General features: G+C 44.8%; 15 protein-coding genes. 8 read left to right on the plus strand and 7 right to left on the minus strand.

The annotated features are described in order from the left end of the window. Positions 1-343 precede the first annotated feature (343 nt). Positions 344-2,515, minus strand: a complete 2,172-nt coding sequence (locus GFS24_RS04940) for a glycoside hydrolase family 95-like protein (RefSeq protein WP_153658450.1) — start codon at positions 2,513-2,515, stop codon at positions 344-346. A 68-nt stretch (positions 2,516-2,583) separates the two neighbouring features. Here GFS24_RS04940 and GFS24_RS04945 point away from each other — a divergent pair, with 68 nt between their 5' ends. The 3 genes from GFS24_RS04945 to GFS24_RS04955 are packed head-to-tail and all read left to right on the plus strand — an operon-like array spanning position 2,584 to position 4,852. Next, complete coding sequence (locus tag GFS24_RS04945; protein ID WP_153658451.1) at positions 2,584-3,489, plus strand: mechanosensitive ion channel family protein; 906 nt, start codon at positions 2,584-2,586, stop codon at positions 3,487-3,489. 33 nt (positions 3,490-3,522) lie between these two features. Next, positions 3,523-4,068, plus strand: coding sequence for a hypothetical protein (locus GFS24_RS04950; RefSeq protein ID WP_153658452.1), 546 nt, complete (start codon positions 3,523-3,525; stop codon positions 4,066-4,068). A 40-nt stretch (positions 4,069-4,108) separates the two neighbouring features. Beyond that, complete coding sequence (locus GFS24_RS04955; protein ID WP_153658453.1) at positions 4,109-4,852, plus strand: Bax inhibitor-1/YccA family protein; 744 nt, start codon at positions 4,109-4,111, stop codon at positions 4,850-4,852. 58 nt (positions 4,853-4,910) lie between these two features. Here the strand turns inward: GFS24_RS04955 and GFS24_RS04960 are convergent, their stop codons facing one another. Both GFS24_RS04960 and GFS24_RS04965 read right to left on the minus strand, forming a co-directional pair. After that, positions 4,911-5,429: a hypothetical protein gene (locus GFS24_RS04960; RefSeq protein ID WP_153658454.1), complete on the minus strand. Its 519-nt coding sequence runs from the start codon at positions 5,427-5,429 to the stop codon at positions 4,911-4,913. A 112-nt stretch (positions 5,430-5,541) separates the two neighbouring features. Next, positions 5,542-5,832 carry a hypothetical protein gene (locus GFS24_RS04965; protein ID WP_153658455.1) on the minus strand — a complete coding sequence of 97 codons (291 nt, stop codon included), beginning with the start codon at positions 5,830-5,832 and terminating at the stop codon, positions 5,542-5,544. Between the two features lie 241 nt (positions 5,833-6,073). On the opposite strand from GFS24_RS04965, the gene GFS24_RS04970 reads away from it, so the two are divergent. From GFS24_RS04970 to GFS24_RS04980, 3 genes are all read left to right on the plus strand, one after another. Continuing rightward, positions 6,074-8,224, plus strand: a complete 2,151-nt coding sequence (locus GFS24_RS04970; RefSeq protein WP_153658456.1) for a S9 family peptidase — start codon at positions 6,074-6,076, stop codon at positions 8,222-8,224. Between the two features lie 116 nt (positions 8,225-8,340). Then, positions 8,341-9,681: a vanadium-dependent haloperoxidase gene (locus tag GFS24_RS04975; RefSeq protein WP_253906399.1), complete on the plus strand. Its 1,341-nt coding sequence runs from the start codon at positions 8,341-8,343 to the stop codon at positions 9,679-9,681. A gap of 84 nt (positions 9,682-9,765) precedes the next feature. Further along, positions 9,766-10,158, plus strand: coding sequence for a hypothetical protein (locus GFS24_RS04980; protein WP_153658457.1), 393 nt, complete (start codon positions 9,766-9,768; stop codon positions 10,156-10,158). Here GFS24_RS04980 and GFS24_RS04985 read toward each other — a convergent pair. Genes GFS24_RS04985 through GFS24_RS04995 form a run of 3 tightly spaced genes read right to left on the minus strand, consistent with a single transcriptional unit; the run spans position 10,151 to position 12,312 of the window. After that, positions 10,151-10,795 (minus strand): VIT1/CCC1 transporter family protein, encoded by a 645-nt coding sequence (locus GFS24_RS04985; protein ID WP_153658458.1) that lies wholly within the window; start codon positions 10,793-10,795, stop codon positions 10,151-10,153. The genes GFS24_RS04980 and GFS24_RS04985 overlap by 8 nt on opposite strands. Continuing rightward, on the minus strand, positions 10,795-12,030 hold the full coding sequence (gene rocD, locus GFS24_RS04990) for an ornithine--oxo-acid transaminase (RefSeq protein WP_153658459.1): 1,236 nt from the start codon (positions 12,028-12,030) through the stop codon (positions 10,795-10,797). The genes GFS24_RS04985 and rocD overlap by 1 nt, the downstream gene beginning before the upstream one ends. An 18-nt stretch (positions 12,031-12,048) precedes the next feature. Beyond that, positions 12,049-12,312: an acyl-CoA-binding protein gene (locus tag GFS24_RS04995; protein WP_153658460.1), complete on the minus strand. Its 264-nt coding sequence runs from the start codon at positions 12,310-12,312 to the stop codon at positions 12,049-12,051. 167 nt (positions 12,313-12,479) lie between these two features. On the opposite strand from GFS24_RS04995, the gene lepA reads away from it, so the two are divergent. Beyond that, entirely contained in the window at positions 12,480-14,273 is a 1,794-nt protein-coding gene (gene lepA, locus GFS24_RS05000; RefSeq protein ID WP_153658461.1) for a translation elongation factor 4, read from the plus strand. A 33-nt stretch (positions 14,274-14,306) separates the two neighbouring features. Further along, on the plus strand, positions 14,307-14,960 hold the full coding sequence (locus GFS24_RS05005; RefSeq protein ID WP_153658462.1) for a diphthine--ammonia ligase: 654 nt from the start codon (positions 14,307-14,309) through the stop codon (positions 14,958-14,960). Positions 14,961-15,110: 150 nt separating this feature from the next. Here GFS24_RS05005 and GFS24_RS05010 read toward each other — a convergent pair whose 3' ends face one another. Beyond that, the gene (locus tag GFS24_RS05010) at positions 15,111-15,692 is read right to left on the minus strand and encodes a DUF6580 family putative transport protein (protein WP_153658463.1); all 582 of its coding nucleotides are present in this window, start codon (positions 15,690-15,692) and stop codon (positions 15,111-15,113) included. Positions 15,693-15,730 lie beyond the last annotated feature (38 nt).

Genomic DNA, 15,730 nt, shown 5'->3' on the forward strand with positions numbered 1-15,730 from the left:
CTTTAATTGGGGGTTCTTTTTTGTAGAGAGGTTTCATTTTTTGTAAGGATGCTGCTGGGAGCTTGCCGCGCAGCAAAGGGCGGATTTTTTTCTCTTTTGGGGATGGGTGTTTTATTTGAGGATAGTATTTTTTGATTTGAATGAGGATTTGCCACGCAGCAAAGGATGAATTTTTCTTCTCTTCTTGTGTGGTTGTTTTTTGGAAGGGCGTTTTTTCTGGCAGAGATAGGTTGTTTAGTTATTAAAAAAAGAAAAAAACCAAATTGCTCAATAAAGAACAAACCGCCGAAGTGAGTGACACAACGGCGGCTGAATAACGTACGAATGCTGGCTAACTAATCTTTTATCCTTTAAAATCAAATTCCTTCACCTGGCCGGCAGACATCTTATACTGTGTTACACCACCAGGGAGTTTTATCTTTAATAGATTCTCCTTTTCTGATCTGATCTTTATTTTTATTGCGCCATCCTTCTTTTCTGCATCTATGATAAAAGCCCCTTCAGCTCTAAGCCCTTTAAAACTTATATCCTTCCAGGCATCGGGTACTGCGGGGAATACTTCTATTACGCCGTCTTTTGTGCGCAGCAGTAATTCATGTATGCCCTGGGCAAAAGCAAAATTGCCTTCCAGTGTGAAGGGACGGTAAGTGAATGAGGAATATTGACCGTTCTTTTGATCTCCATTGAGGTGGAAGCTATTGGGAGAACAGAAGTTGGATGCAAAAATCTGTAATTGCTTTACAGCGCTGTCTGCTTCGTTGGCCCTTGCATACAAACAGGCCAGCCAGGTGAAAGAATAACCTACCCAGGCCCGGGTGCCCAGCTTTTCAATATGCCTTAAGCTGTTTTTGATAACCGTCTGATCATCTAATAACGCTAACGGGTATATGGACATGTATGGAGAGAAATGGCGATGGGAGGAACCGAGGTTTTCACCGGGAGCTACTGTGAGGCCTGTTTCATTTGTATCCAGTGTGGGAAGCTGTTCCAGTACTGCTTTCCAGTGTTTGGCTTCTGATGTTTTGCCTGCTGCATTGCTTACTTCTGCGGCTGCTTTAAAGAGGAAATGTGCAAGGGAGAGATCGTAGTTTGTCCAGTTGAGGTACCATGCTTTTATGCTGTTGTCGTGATACTCAGGGCTGGAGCTGAGGGGGAGTTTGCGTTTCCCGTTTTTTAGAAGTGTGATATTTTCTAAAAAAGTGGCGGTTTCGTGAATGTAGGGATATACTTTTTCTTTTAGCAATTTATCGTCCATGGAGTATTTCCATTGCCAGTAGAAATGTTGGGATACCCATGCTCCGGTGGTGGGAGATAGGGAATACTGGATCCAGCCGCCCATGGGATATCCGTTGATGGTTTCTACACCGGGTACGTTCAATCCTTTTACGCCAAAGTACTGCTGCGTCATTTTCTGATTGGCGGCGCGTGTTTTCCAGAGCCAGTCTGTGAAGGTGGCTGCTTCGGTTAAGTGATTTCCCGTATAGGCGGGCCAGTAACTTAGCTGGGTGTTCAGGTCATTATGGAAATCTCCTTTCCAGGGAGGCAGGTTACCATTGTCCGCGGTCCATACTGCTTGCAGGGAAATGGCGGGGGCGCCTTTACGTGCTACTGCGCCAAGTTTGTACATTTCGCGATAGTATTGTGTTTCCAGGAGGGTGTCCGGAATGCTGATGGCTGATCTTTCCCAGAAGTGGAACCACCAGGTGTTGTGTTTGCTCCCTGAAGCTGTTTCATTGCGCAGTAACTCCAATGCCGGTTCATTATTGGAGATTGTCCATTTGCCAAGCACTTTGTTGCCAGGGATATGTTCCCACCATACCATTACTTCATAATATTTTCCTTCACTGATGGGTTGATGATAGATGATCTTGCCGGGTGTTTTGGTGACTGTTCCTTTTTCATAACCTAATCTTTCCAGCCCAAGGCCGTCTACACTATTGCCTGTAGAGCCACTTGCACCGGTATTATAATTGGGTATGAGTAGTTGCGGTTCCCATGCTTTATCAGTAACGTTACTGAAGACGAACCATCCTACAGGCTGGAGGGCATCTATATATGTGGACATCTCTGTGCCGTTCCTGAATTTTACCGTATTGCGTGCTGTGGCCAGGTCTAATACGTTGGATTGTACTTCGCCAAATGAACTGATATCAAATTCAATGGCGGCGCCGGGTAATTTAGTGGGATAAGCGGATGCTTCGTATGGTTCATCCAGTGCGCGTTGTACGGTGTCGTACTGTTTGTTTAATACCTGTTGTTCTACCCATTTGTAGGTGTATTTTTCCAGGTGGAGGGCTTCTCTTTCATCCCAGAGATCTACCCTGTCCAGCGAGAAACGGAGGCGGCCATTCTTTTCCCAGATCAGGGCTCCGGTAACACCATTACCTAATGGGATGGCTTCGTCCCATCGTTTGGCTAACGCGGGGAAGGATAGATTGTGTGAGGGCTTCAGTTGTGCCGTCAGGGGCAGTGCATAAACTGCCGTTATGAGAAAAGTAAACAGGTACTTCGTCATCAGTTATACAATTTTTAAGAGTAGCGTATACAATATACAATCTTATATTTCTTAAATTTGCAAATACCATGGTAACAGATCAGGCTACTTACAACAAGAAGAAATTCAGGAACGAGGTCCTTATTTTTATTATCAAGCTGGTAGTGTATTTCGGGGTGCTGTATTTTAATTTAACCCAGCATAGCTACTTCGAAAAATTCAACTGGCTGGGCAGGATAGCGAATGCGCTTTCCCTGTTCCTCGGGGCTAATATCCTGATCTCTATTGCATGGATCGTGCTCATCTCCTGGTATCTGCGGAAGAACCGGATGCAACGGCTTACAAGGGATAACTTTGTACTGGGACTGAACCGCATCTCCTCTGTGCTCAATACCATTGTATTCCTGGTGGCCCTGATGCATTTCACGGGATTGAACCTAAAAGAGACCTTCTTTAGTCTTAGTATTGCGGCGGCGGCATTTGCGCTCTTAACCAAAGAGTATGTAGCCAATATGATCAATGGTTTAATTATCATGTTTTCTGATCAGCTCTCTCTGGGAGACCAGATCAGGGTAGGGGAGTTCCGGGGGAAAGTGCTGGATATTACCCTGATCAATGTGGTGTTGCAGAACGATGATGATGATATTGTGCTGATCCCTAATTCCGTGATCTTTTCTTCGATGGTGTTGAACCAGAGTAAGCAGAACATTAAAAAGCTAACGATAGAATTTGAACTGGACCTCAAATACCAGGCGTCTCCCGATACCCTGGAAAGAGAGCTGAAGGCGGCTTTACGGCCTTATGCCAGTAACATCACAGAGAATAGTTTCTCGCTGAAGATCCTGGAGATCAAGAAAGACCTTGTGCATTACAAGGTGCAGTTCCTGATCCCGCGGCCTGATAAAGAAACAGAACGCAGGATGCGCAGGATGCTGATCAATACCATCCTTTCTTTTTCCGGCCGTGAAATAAACGAGCAGGAAAATGCCGATTGATCTGTATATTGTTCCTATAATAAATTAAACAGCATGGAAGAACTCACAGCAGGTATAGGTTCCCGTGTGCAGCATGCGCATCACGGACCGGGTGTGATCATTGGCGTAAAGTATGCGCAATACGTGATCACCTTCATCAATAAAGGCGTATTGGAAGTAGACAAAACAGATCCCCTGTTTGAAGTATTGTATACGGAGAACCAGACGATCGAAGTAGAAACGGTTTCCCAGGTGGAAACCTCTCTATTAAAGATCCTCCGCCTCTGGGGTGGTTTCTCGGAAATTGTTCCTTTGGGAGACAGATGGATTGGTGGCAACATGTTGCTGCAGCCTAAAGACACGTCCCTTAAACCGAAAGAAGTGCCGGTAGAAGTGTTCTTTCATAAAATAGTGATGATCAGGGACCGGCTGCGGGTATTGGAGCAGCAGGTAAATGGTCACAAACTGCTCAGTGATGAGGACAAGGTAAATATGCAGCAATATATAACCCGCTGTTATGGCTCTCTGACCACTTTTAACGTTTTGTTTAGAGAAAAAGAGCATTGGTTTGCAGGAGAGAAGGGCGGTAAAGACGACTGAGAAAAAATTTGTATATTTACGGAATTAAATTGTGTTGACTATGGCATTATTTGAATCAAACAACCCTGTACTGGGAGAAAAAACATTTCAGGAAGCTTCGCGCACTGAATATAGTGAGGCTATGACCCTTGGCGGAACAACCCGCAAAATGGGATTCCTGCTTGCTTTAGTGTTGGCTGCTGCTGTTTATTCCTGGGGTAAATTTGCCAGCGGGTATAATATCATGCCTTTTGTATGGGGCGGTGCTATCGGCGGTTTTGTGATTGCGTTGATCATCTCTTTTAAAAAGGAGTGGGCCGGTTATCTGTCTCCCGCCTATGCTATTGCAGAAGGTTTATTCCTTGGCGCTATATCTGCTGTGTACGGCAGTATGTACGACGGTATTGTATTACAGGCAGTAGGTTTAACGATCGGTGTTTTTATTGCGATGCTCATTTTATACCAGGCTAAGATCATCCGCGCTACAGAGCGTTTTAAATCAGTTATGTACACCGCGGTTGCGGGGATCGCTATATTTTACCTGATCGCATTTGTTGTGCGCATGTTTGGTATTGATATTCCTTTCCTGCATGAAGGTAGTATGCTGGGTATTGGTTTTTCCATCGTAGTAACAGCTGTCGCAGCTTTGATGCTGATCATCAATTTCGATATGATCGAAAATGGTATTACACAAGGCGCGCCGAAGTACTTTGAGTGGTATGCGGCTTTTGCCCTGATGGTTACGCTGGTTTGGCTGTACCTGGAAATACTGCGCCTGCTGTCTAAGCTGAGCAGTAATAAGTAATTTGTTTCTTATAGAAATTTAAAAGCCGTCTCATACGTAGTGAGACGGCTTTTTTTATTCATGCAGCGTAATATGCTGTTTGTGCTTCTTTACTCACATACCGTGAAATTACTTCCCAGGCTTCTCTGTTCCAGCGGAAATGAATATTTGTTTTAGAGATGAGCCTGTCGTGACGGCGTGGGAAATAAGAGAATTTGGTAGAAACGAAAATGTTGCGTGGCCAGCCGTTCCCGTTGAGCAGATCTGCATCTTCCGGGTATTCTCTGTATGCTTCTCCATTTTTGATGTAATAGACCCCGGTGGTTTGTATTTCTGCCCATGTAAAACGCAAGTTCCAGAAAGGGCTTTTGTAACCGATGCCGGTATCATCCAGCGTAACTAAGGTCATTTTGCCGATCAGCCAAATGCCTGTGATGCCTAAAATACCAACTGATCCAATGATGGTAATGATGATGATGCCTTCTGAGATACCTATGATGAGAAATAAAAGTGCTAAAAGGAGATAAATTATGCGCAGGGCTTTCCCTAAAAAGGATTTGTTGCCTGTGACTTTAATGGTCCTGGTCGTCTTCACCATGTCTATATTCCGTTTATTGCCTTAAGCCTGGCATAAAAAAGGCGGTGCATTCGGATGCACCGCATATCAGTAGGTAGTGTAATGTGTATTCGGTCAAGTAGGCCTAAAAAAACTAGAACTGGTCGTCCTCACCACGCAGGGTGCATTCGATCCTGTGTTTCACCGGAGCACTGAAGCCTTCCAGCTCAATGTTAGGGTGTTCGTCTAAGCAAATACGGATTTTACCATTTTCGTTCATTAAATGGTCGTGAATAGGTTCCAGAAGGGCAAAAAGCATACGCTTTCCACTTTCTGCAATTTGATTCATGATAGAATCTTCTAATTGAACGAATTCCCGGTTTTTGTAAGAATAGGATACTTGTACCATAAAGGTTTCTTTGGTTTTCATTAGGATCGATGCCATAAAAATAACAAATATTTTAAATTGTCAAAAATTATTATGGATAAATCTTGTAATTAACAAATCGCTATACTATCAATATTTATTGCTGATTCGCGGAAACGGGCTATTGTAGCTGCTTTCCCGTTAACAAATCAATTTTTGAGCCATTTTGTTACCCCCTAATTACCATTCTTCATTTTCCTTCCCCCGGATTGGGCATTATTCACTTATTTTTATGCCCTTACAAATCTGGCCTGACATTATGCAATTATTCCGAAATCTGCTACTACTCTGCCTTTGCGTATGCATGGGCCTCCCGGTATTGTCCCAGGACATCATATGGTCCGCTGATGGAAATGCCTATTATAGTGAAGAAGATGGGGCCATTGTGGCCTACCAGGTAAAAGACCAGCAGCGGAGCATTAAGGTGCCCGCCAAGGCAATTGCTGCTGCAGGTGCCATTTATAGCTTTTCTTTTACCCCGGATGAGCATAAAGTGCTGATATTCACTAATACCCGTCGCGTATGGCGTTATAATACAAGAGGTGATTATTGGTTGTATGACCTGGCTACCAGTCAGTTAAAGAAATTGGGGAAGTCCTTGCCGGAAGCAAGCCTCATGTTCACTAAGATCTCTCCTGATGGTAAAAAGGCAGCTTACGTAAGTGATCATAACCTTTATCTGGAAGACCTGGCCTCCGGGAAGATAGAACAGCTCACCAAAGATGGTACCCGCAGGTTGATCAATGGTACGTTCGACTGGGCTTATGAAGAAGAGTTTGGTTGTCGTGATGGTTTCAGATGGAGCCCTGATAGCCGCAGTATTGCTTACTGGCAGATAGATGCCCGCAAGATCCCTGATTTTCTCCTGATCCGCAATACGGATTCGATCTATTCTTATACGGTTCCGGTGGAATATCCCAAAGCTGGTGTGAGTCCTTCTGCCTGTAAAGTAGGAGTGGTGAACCTGGCTACGAAGAAAACTACCTGGATGCAGGTGCCGGGGGATGCTCAGCAACATTATATTCCAAGGATGGAATGGTTGCCGGGTAAGAACAGTTTGATGATCCAGCAGCTGAACCGCAAACAGAATGCTTCTAAACTGATGGTGTTAGATCCTGTTAGCGGAAAAGCACAAACGGTGTATTCAGAAACAGATGATGCGTGGGTGGATGTGAAGTCTGCCTGGGATGATGGAGATATTACCGGATGGGATTGGATACAGGATGGAAAAGCATTTATCTGGGTGAGTGAGAAAGACGGATGGCGTCATCTTTATCGGATTGGTGCAGATGGTAAACAGGAGCAATTACTTACACCTGGCGATTATGATGTGATCAATATTAATAAGATCGATGAAAAGAACAACGTAGTGTATTTCATTGCTTCTCCTGAGAATGCCACACAGCAATATCTTTATCGTATTCCGTTGAATGGTGGTAAAGCAGAACGTGTTACACCAGCTAATCAACCCGGTATTCACAAGTATAAGATCTCTTCCAATGGATTGTTTGCGTTGCATAGTTTTGAGAATCACCAACTCAGACCACAAAGTGAACGCATCAGTTTACCTGACCATAAGAGCCTGAATGGTAAAGGGTTTGGAGATGTTGTCACTAAAAGAAGTAACGTAACATTTTTTAAAATAACTACGGAAGATGGTGTTACAATGGATGGCTGGATGACCAAACCATCTAACTTCGACTCTACTAAAAAATATCCTGTTGTATTTTATGTGTATGGTGAACCAGCGTCCTGTACGGTGCAGGATGGTTTTGGCAACTCACAGAATTTCCTTTACGCAGGTAATATGAATGAAGATGGTTACATCTATATTTCACTGGATAATCGTGGAACGCCTGCTCCTAAAGGACGTACATGGCGGAAGAGTATCTATCGCAAAATAGGTGTGCTGAATGCAAGGGATCAGGCAATGGGTGCCAAAGAGATCTTGAAATGGCCTTTTGTGGATGCCAACCGGATTGCGGTATGGGGTTGGAGCGGTGGAGGTTCTATGACGCTTAATCTGCTTTTCCAATATCCTGAGATCTATAAAACAGGGATTGCAGTGGCTGCGGTAGCGAATCAACTTACATACGATAACATTTACCAGGAACGTTTCATGGGTTTACCGTCTGAGAATATGATGGACTTTATAAACGGTTCTCCCATTACTTATGCAAAGAACCTGAAAGGAGAATTATTATATATTCACGGTACGGGTGATGATAACGTTCATTATCAGAATGCTGAGATGCTGGTGAATGAACTGATCAAATATAAAAAGCTCTTCCAGTTCATGCCTTATCCTAACAGAACACATGGTATTTCTGAAGGACCTGGTACATACGAACATTTGTCTGCCTTGTACACAAAGTTCTTACGAGAACATTGTGCGCCTGGTGCGAAATAACATGTTTTAAACGGACGGTCTTTGGGCCGTCCGTTCTTTTTTATGACAACGCGGATAGATTGCGTACTCCCTGAATACCTTAGCACTGTTATTGTTAACTCAAAAAATATAAAACGATGAAATCTATCCGTTTAACCCTGATCGGGTGCCTGCTGCTTATTATAGTGAGCATGGTAACCTGCAAGAAACAAGATGTACCCGCACCCATTCTTATTGAAAAGAAAGCCGTAGTGCAAGAACTATCAACTACAACAGGAGAGACGGCTGTGCCTGCTTCCTGGTATCAGCTGGAGTTGAAGCTGATCAAAGAAACAAGTGGATTTGCGCCTCCAGTGGCAGCACGTGCTATTGCTTATACTGGTATTGCATTACATGAAGCGGTTGCCACCGGTAATTCTTTAAGCGGCCAGCTGAACGGGCTGCGTAATGTTCCTAAACCAGACAGATGGAAACGTTACAATTGGGCTATTGCTGCTAACAGTGCGATGGCACAGATCATCAGGAGTTTATTTCCGAATGCGAGTGTAATCAATCAGCAACTGATCACACAACTGGAAAGTGATAACCTGCAATTGTATGCGGATACCTGTCATCCTGATGTAGTGAACCGTTCCGTTTCTTTTGGCCGGCAGATTGCTACGGCTATTCATCAATGGTCTGTTACGGATGGTGGGAAGGATGGTTACTTAAATAACTTTCCAACGGATTATGTTCCTCCTGTTGGAGCTGGTTTGTGGGTGCCTACGCCTCCTGCATTTCAACGTGCCATGTTACCTTACTGGGGTAGTAACCGTGCGATCGTTAAACCAGCTGTGCCGGATGTTCCAAATATTCCGCCACCTGTATTTTCAACGGCTACCTCTTCTGCATTCTACCAGGCTTCGTTAGTAGTTTATCTGAAAGGAACTACACAAACGCCGGAAGAAAACCTGATTGCCAGGTATTGGGCAGATGGTGGTGGAACTTTTACGCCACCGGGACATCTGATTGCGATTGCTGTGCAACTGGCTTCCGAAGAGCATTTAAGTCTAACTTCCGCTGCTAAATTGTTTGCACAGGTGGGTATTAGTTTGAATGATGCGGGTATCCTTTGCTGGAAATACAAGTACCGTTATAACGTGCTCCGGCCTGTTACTTATATCCGTTCTTATATTGACAGTAGCTGGACGCCAACGATCGGCACACCTCCATTTCCTGCTTATACTTCAGGCCATGCTACATTTACAGCAGCAGTGGGTGGTGTTTTGAAGGCCCGGTTTGGCAACAATTTCTCTTTCACGGATCAGCAGAAAGTAGCGGAAGGTTTTGCGCCCCGTTCCTTTAATAACTTTACCAGCATGATCAATGAAGCGGCTATTTCCAGGATCTATGGCGGTATCCATTATGAATTTGATAGTGAGATAGGCAAACAGACGGGCGGAGATATAACCAGGCGGGTGTTGGCTTTACGATACTAAGCGAGCCGGGGTTGTAAAAGTAATTCAACCCCGGTTTTTCTTTCTCGTTTATAACCTTTTACTTTGCTGCTTTAATTCCGAGTAATGACCAAAAGCAGTATCATCGGCATCATCGCCTGCGTTATAGTTATCATCAGTGCATTCCTTCCCTGGATCAGTATCCAGGTGGATGGCCAGACACTCTTGTTCACTGGCCTGAATACCAAAGGCTCCAGTTTTGGAGAACCGGGCAAACTGGGGATCCTGATGGCTGCGATAGTGGGGGTATTGTTCCTGTTCAACAAAGAATGGTCTCCCCGGGTTAATTTATTCACCAGTGCTTTTCTTGCGGCCTGGTATTTCCGGAACATGCTGATCTTTTCCCGTTGCGAAATGGGGATCTGCCCGGAACAGAAAATAGGCTTGTTCCTCTCCCTGGGAGCAGCTATTGTAGCATTTGTATGTGTATTGTTACATCGCCGGAGGCTTGTTAAATAGCGATGGCAATCAGGTAAGAGGCTAAGATCACTAATCCGCCGGTCATTATGTAGCGCAAAGCCATACGGGTAACGTGCTGGCCTGTGATGCGGGATTTTACATATGCAAAGAACAGGAGTGCAAAGATGCTGAGACTGAGGCTTACTTCGGATGCCGTTGTGAAATTCTCCTGTACTAAATAAGGAACAAAAGCGATCAGGCCACCCAGCAAAAAGAAAAGACCCGTAGCCAAAGTACTTCTCAGGGCATGGGCCAAACCAAATTTCTGTAATTGTACATTTTCTTCTTCCAGCGTAGTTTCCCATTGCTGCTGGTCTTTCTTCATTTCATCTGCAATATGTTCAATGGTGCCCTGGGAGATATCCAGTTTTTGCAGGCGTTGTTTTTCTTCTTTGGACATTAATCCTTCATCATCATGTTCGTCACCACGGTTGGCGCGGAAAACGGCTATCATCATCAGTAAGGTGGCGATGCCGAGGATGAGTAAATGTATAGTGTAAAAAGCCTGTACGGTGAGGCTTTTGGCATGAAGGATCTGCGTGGTGAATAATAATAACAACAAGCCGTCAGGAAATCCGATCAGCAGATCAGTTCTCCAGCCGGAGCTTCGTATGGCTGCTTTGTTGCGTGTGTCCATTAGCTTAATGTTTCCAGGCTCTTTTTAATGATGCTCACACAATCGTTGATCTGTGAAGCATTGATCACAAGGGGAGGAGCGAAACGGATCTTATCCCCATGTGTGGGCTTGGCCAGCAGCCCGTTTTCTTTCAGTGCCAGGCATAATTCCCATGCGGCATCTTCATGCGGATGATCTATTACGATAGCGTTGAGGAGGCCTTTTCCTCTTACCAGATTGATGAACGGAGACTGAATATCTTCAATACCTTTTCTTAATAACTCACCCATCTTCACAGCGTTCTCTGCCATTTTTTCTGTGCGTAATATTTCCAGTGCGGCCATGGCTACTTTACAGGCTAAAGGATTTCCTCCGTAAGTGGAACCGTGTTCTCCTGGTTTGATGGTGAGCATGATCTCATCATCTGCGAGTACTGCGGATACAGGTAACATTCCTCCTGAAAGGGCTTTACCGAGTATCAATATATCAGGGCGCACATTTTCATGATCGCAGGCCAGCATTAAACCGGTACGGGCTAATCCTGTCTGAATTTCATCTGCTATAAATAATACGTTGGCATCTGCGCAATATTGCCGTGCGTTGGATAAATATCCTTCGTCCGGTACTTTCACACCTGCTTCCCCCTGGATGGGTTCTACCATAAAACCTGCTACGTTAGGATCTTGCAGGGCTTTTTCCAAAGCGGGCAGGTTGTTGAAAGGGATCACTTCGTAACCGGGCATATAAGGACCGAAGTTCTTACGTGCTACGGGATCAGTGCTGAAAGACACCACATTCAATGTGCGGCCATGAAAATTATCTGAGCAAACGATGATCTTTGCTTTGTTCTCCGGAATACCTTTTACCATGTAGGCCCATTTGCGGCAAAGCTTCAGGGCTGTTTCCACTGCTTCCACACCGGTATTCATGGGTAATACTTTATCGTACCCAAAATAACGCGTAATATATTGTGTGTATTCTGCCAGCAGATCACTGTAAAAAGCACGGGAAGTGAGGGTGAGTTTGGAAGCTTGTTCCACCAATGCCGCTACGATCTTCGGGTGGCAATGACCCTGGTTTACGGCAGAATATCCAGATAAGAAATCGTAATAACGTTTACCATCCACATCCCAAACAAAAACACCTTCACCACGGGTAAGCACTACCGGTAAAGGATGGTAATTGTGCGCTCCGTATTGTTCTTCAAGTCCGAGGAAATGTTGCGTCTTTTCGCTGATCGTATAATTGGGTACCATATGCCCAAAGTTACTCAATTAACTTTTGCCTTTCAACTTATTCACGAGGTCGATGTATAGCTGCATGGCTTCTTCCTTTGTTTTTCCCTTGAGGTTGGTCCATGCATCAAATTTGGCTTTTCCTACAAAATCGAACATATTGGCGGGAGGCTCTATATTAATATCCCCTTCGGTGGATTGTTTGTAGAGAGAATACAATTGGAGGAGGATGTCGTTATCCGGTTTGGTGTCCAGTGTTTTACTTGTTGTTACGGCCTCTTCGAATAATTGTTGCAGTGCCATGGTGTATTTTTGCGTTAAATGTAAAGAAATAGAAGCAATAAGAGGGTAACCACACATGAAAGAAGTCTAAAATTTAATACCTTTGCAGCTTATCACAGTTGCGAATTGTCAATTACGAATTAAAGATTGATACAATTTGAGCCTAATTCGTGATTGATTTTAATTATATGAAGAATATTCGGAATTTTTGCATCATTGCACATATTGACCACGGTAAGAGCACGCTGGCGGACCGTTTATTACAGTTTACCGATACTATTTCTGAACGCGATATGCAGGCGCAGGTATTGGATGATATGGACCTCGAAAGAGAGAAGGGTATCACCATCAAGAGCCATGCTATTCAAATGAAGTACACCGCCAAAAATGGCGAAGAGATCATATTTAACCTGATCGATACCCCTGGCCACGTGGATTTTTCCTACGAGGTATCCCGCGCTTTGGCTGCCTGTGAAGGTGCGCTGTTGCTGGTAGATGCTGCCCAGGGGATCCAGGCACAAACTATTTCCAATCTTTATTTAGCTCTCGAAAACGATCTGGAGATCATTCCGGTGATCAACAAGATCGATATGGAAGGTGCTATGATCGAGGAAGTAAAAGACCAGATCATTGAACTGATCGGGGTGAAACCTGAAGATATCCTGCTGGCTTCCGGTAAGTCCGGCATTGGTATTGAAGAGATCCTTGAGGCAATTGTTACGCGTATTCCTGCTCCGAAAGGAGATATTGAAGCGCCATTACAGGCACTTATATTTGACAGTGTATTTAATTCCTTCCGTGGTATCATTGCGTATTTCCGCATTTTCAACGGTACTATCCGTAAAGGAGATAAGATCCGGTTCGTGAACACGGGCATGGAATATGAAGCGGCAGAAGTTGGTATCCTTGGGATGGGCCTCATTCCTAAAGACAAAGTGATGTGCGGGGATGTGGGTTATATCATCACAGGTATTAAAAATGCCAAAGAGGTGAAAGTGGGTGATACCATTACCCTGGCCAACAATCCTTCAGAAACTGCGATTGATGGTTTTGAAGAGGTGAAGCCGATGGTATTTGCTGGTATCTTCCCTGTGGTAACAGAAGATTTCGAGGAGTTGCGGGATTGTATGGACAAACTGCAACTGAACGATGCCTCACTGACCTATGAACTGGAAACTTCCCAGGCACTTGGTTTTGGATTCCGTTGCGGATTCCTGGGCATGCTGCACATGGAGATCATCCAGGAACGTTTAGAAAGAGAGTTCAATCAAACCGTTATTACAACGGTTCCCAACGTGGGCTTCATTGCACACGATACAAAGGAAAAGGTGATCATTGTGAACAACCCTTCCGAAATGCCGGACCCCACTAAGCTGGAACGCATTGAAGAACCGTTCATCCGTGCTCAGATCATCACCAAACCGGATTACATTGGTAATATCATGACGCTTTGCCTGGGTAAAAGAGGGATCCTGCTCAACCAGAGTTATCTCACTACCACCCGCGTAGAGCTGATATTTGAATTACCGCTTACAGAGATCGTTTTCGACTTCTACGATAAGCTGAAAAGTCAGACCCGTGGTTATGCTTCTTTCGATTATAACCCGATCGGCTTCCGTGACAGTGATATCGTTAAAATGGATATCCTCCTGAACGGTGAGAAAGTGGATGCTCTCAGCGCCCTGATCCACCGTAACCGTGCACATGATTTCGGCCGCAAACTTTGCGAAAAGCTGAAGGAACTGTTGCCACGCCAGCAATTTATGATTGCCATCCAGGCTGCTATCGGTGCTAAGATCGTGGCCCGTGAAACCATCAGCGCCATGCGGAAAGACGTAACTGCCAAATGTTATGGTGGTGATATCTCCCGTAAGCGTAAACTGCTCGAAAAGCAGAAAGAAGGTAAAAAACGGATGCGCCAGATCGGTAACGTAGAGGTTCCGCAGGAAGCTTTCCTCGCTGTGCTTAGATTAGATGACTAAGGGTGGCGGGTCTACAGCCAAGTTCTTCAACTCATGACTAATATTATTTGTTCCTGGAGCGGCGGTAAAGATAGCTGCTTCGCACTCATGCAGGCTGTGCAACAGGGTTATCGCCCGGTTGCCCTCCTGAATGTGATGAATGAAAATGGCCAGATCTCCCGATCTCATGGGCTTCCTGCTTCCATTCTTTCCCAACAGGCTGCGGCCATTGGTTTACCACTTGCTACCATTGCCAGTTCCTGGCAGGATTATGAAACTAATTTTATTACCCGGTTAACCGCCCTTGGACAGGAATATGCTGCTTCCGCCGCTGTGTTTGGGGATATCGATCTGCAGGCGCATCGCGACTGGGAAGAGAAGGTTTGTGCTGCGGCAGGGTTGAAAGCCATTTTACCGCTCTGGCAATTGGAACGTAAATTGCTGGTTTACCGGATGTTAACGGAGGGGATCAAATGTATGATCGTATCCTGTAACACTCATTTGGGAGAGGAATTCCTGGGCCGGATCATGGATGATGTACTGATCTATGAGCTGGAGGAGAAGGGAGTTGATGTTTGCGGGGAGAATGGGGAGTTTCATACAGTGGTGGTGGATTGCCCTCTTTTTTCGGTACCGGTGGAGTTGCCGGCGTTTACAAAGGTGAGGCATGAGAATTACTGGTTTCTTCAATGGATGGACGAAGGATGAGAGGAGGATGGTAGAAGGACTATCGAATGTTGACCCTATCTTGAGCCTATGTCAAGCCTTTCCGTACCCTTTCCGTCACCTATCCGGGCCATTAAAAAAGCCGTTCCAATATTGCTACTGAAACGGCTAATATTTTTAGATCTCTTCTTTTTACGCTAATTGCGGCTGTTTTACGAATACAGGCTTCAGTAAAGCATATGCTCCAAAAAGCACGCCACTGTAAAACACATTACCCATTACGGTATTCAGGGCAAAGCTACCAAACAGGTCATTCTTATAGAAAGGAATGGCGGACAGGTAGCAGGTCATCAGGCCGCTGAAAGTGTGTGGGTACATGTCCCTGAAAAGGAAAGTGCCCAGGTTGGATAAGAGGAAGAACATAACTCCTACACAAATAGAAGCGAGGAGGATGTTACCGGCATTTGCTTTTTTGATACGGGTACCGATGAAGGTGGTCAGTACGAAAGCGAAATAAACGAAGAACATTTCTCCGCCATAGAAGCCCTGGATGTCTGTGAACAGTTCAAAGAACACATCACTGAGGAAAAGAGCCGCCAGTGGAACGATGTATGCGTAACGCTTATCCTTAAATACCACACCTGCAAACAGTGCACCGGCACCAATTGCTGTGAAGTTGTAGATCTGCATAGAATTGGTGATCAACCGTCCGAGGATGGTCAGAAAAATAAGGCCTGCGATCAGGAGTACTTTAGATGTAGTTTCTTTCTTCATGCAAGATGCTGCTTTTGTTGACAGCACAAATATAATCA

The sequence above is a fragment of the Chitinophaga sp. SYP-B3965 genome (assembly GCF_009647655.1).
GTDB lineage: Bacteria > Bacteroidota > Bacteroidia > Chitinophagales > Chitinophagaceae > Chitinophaga.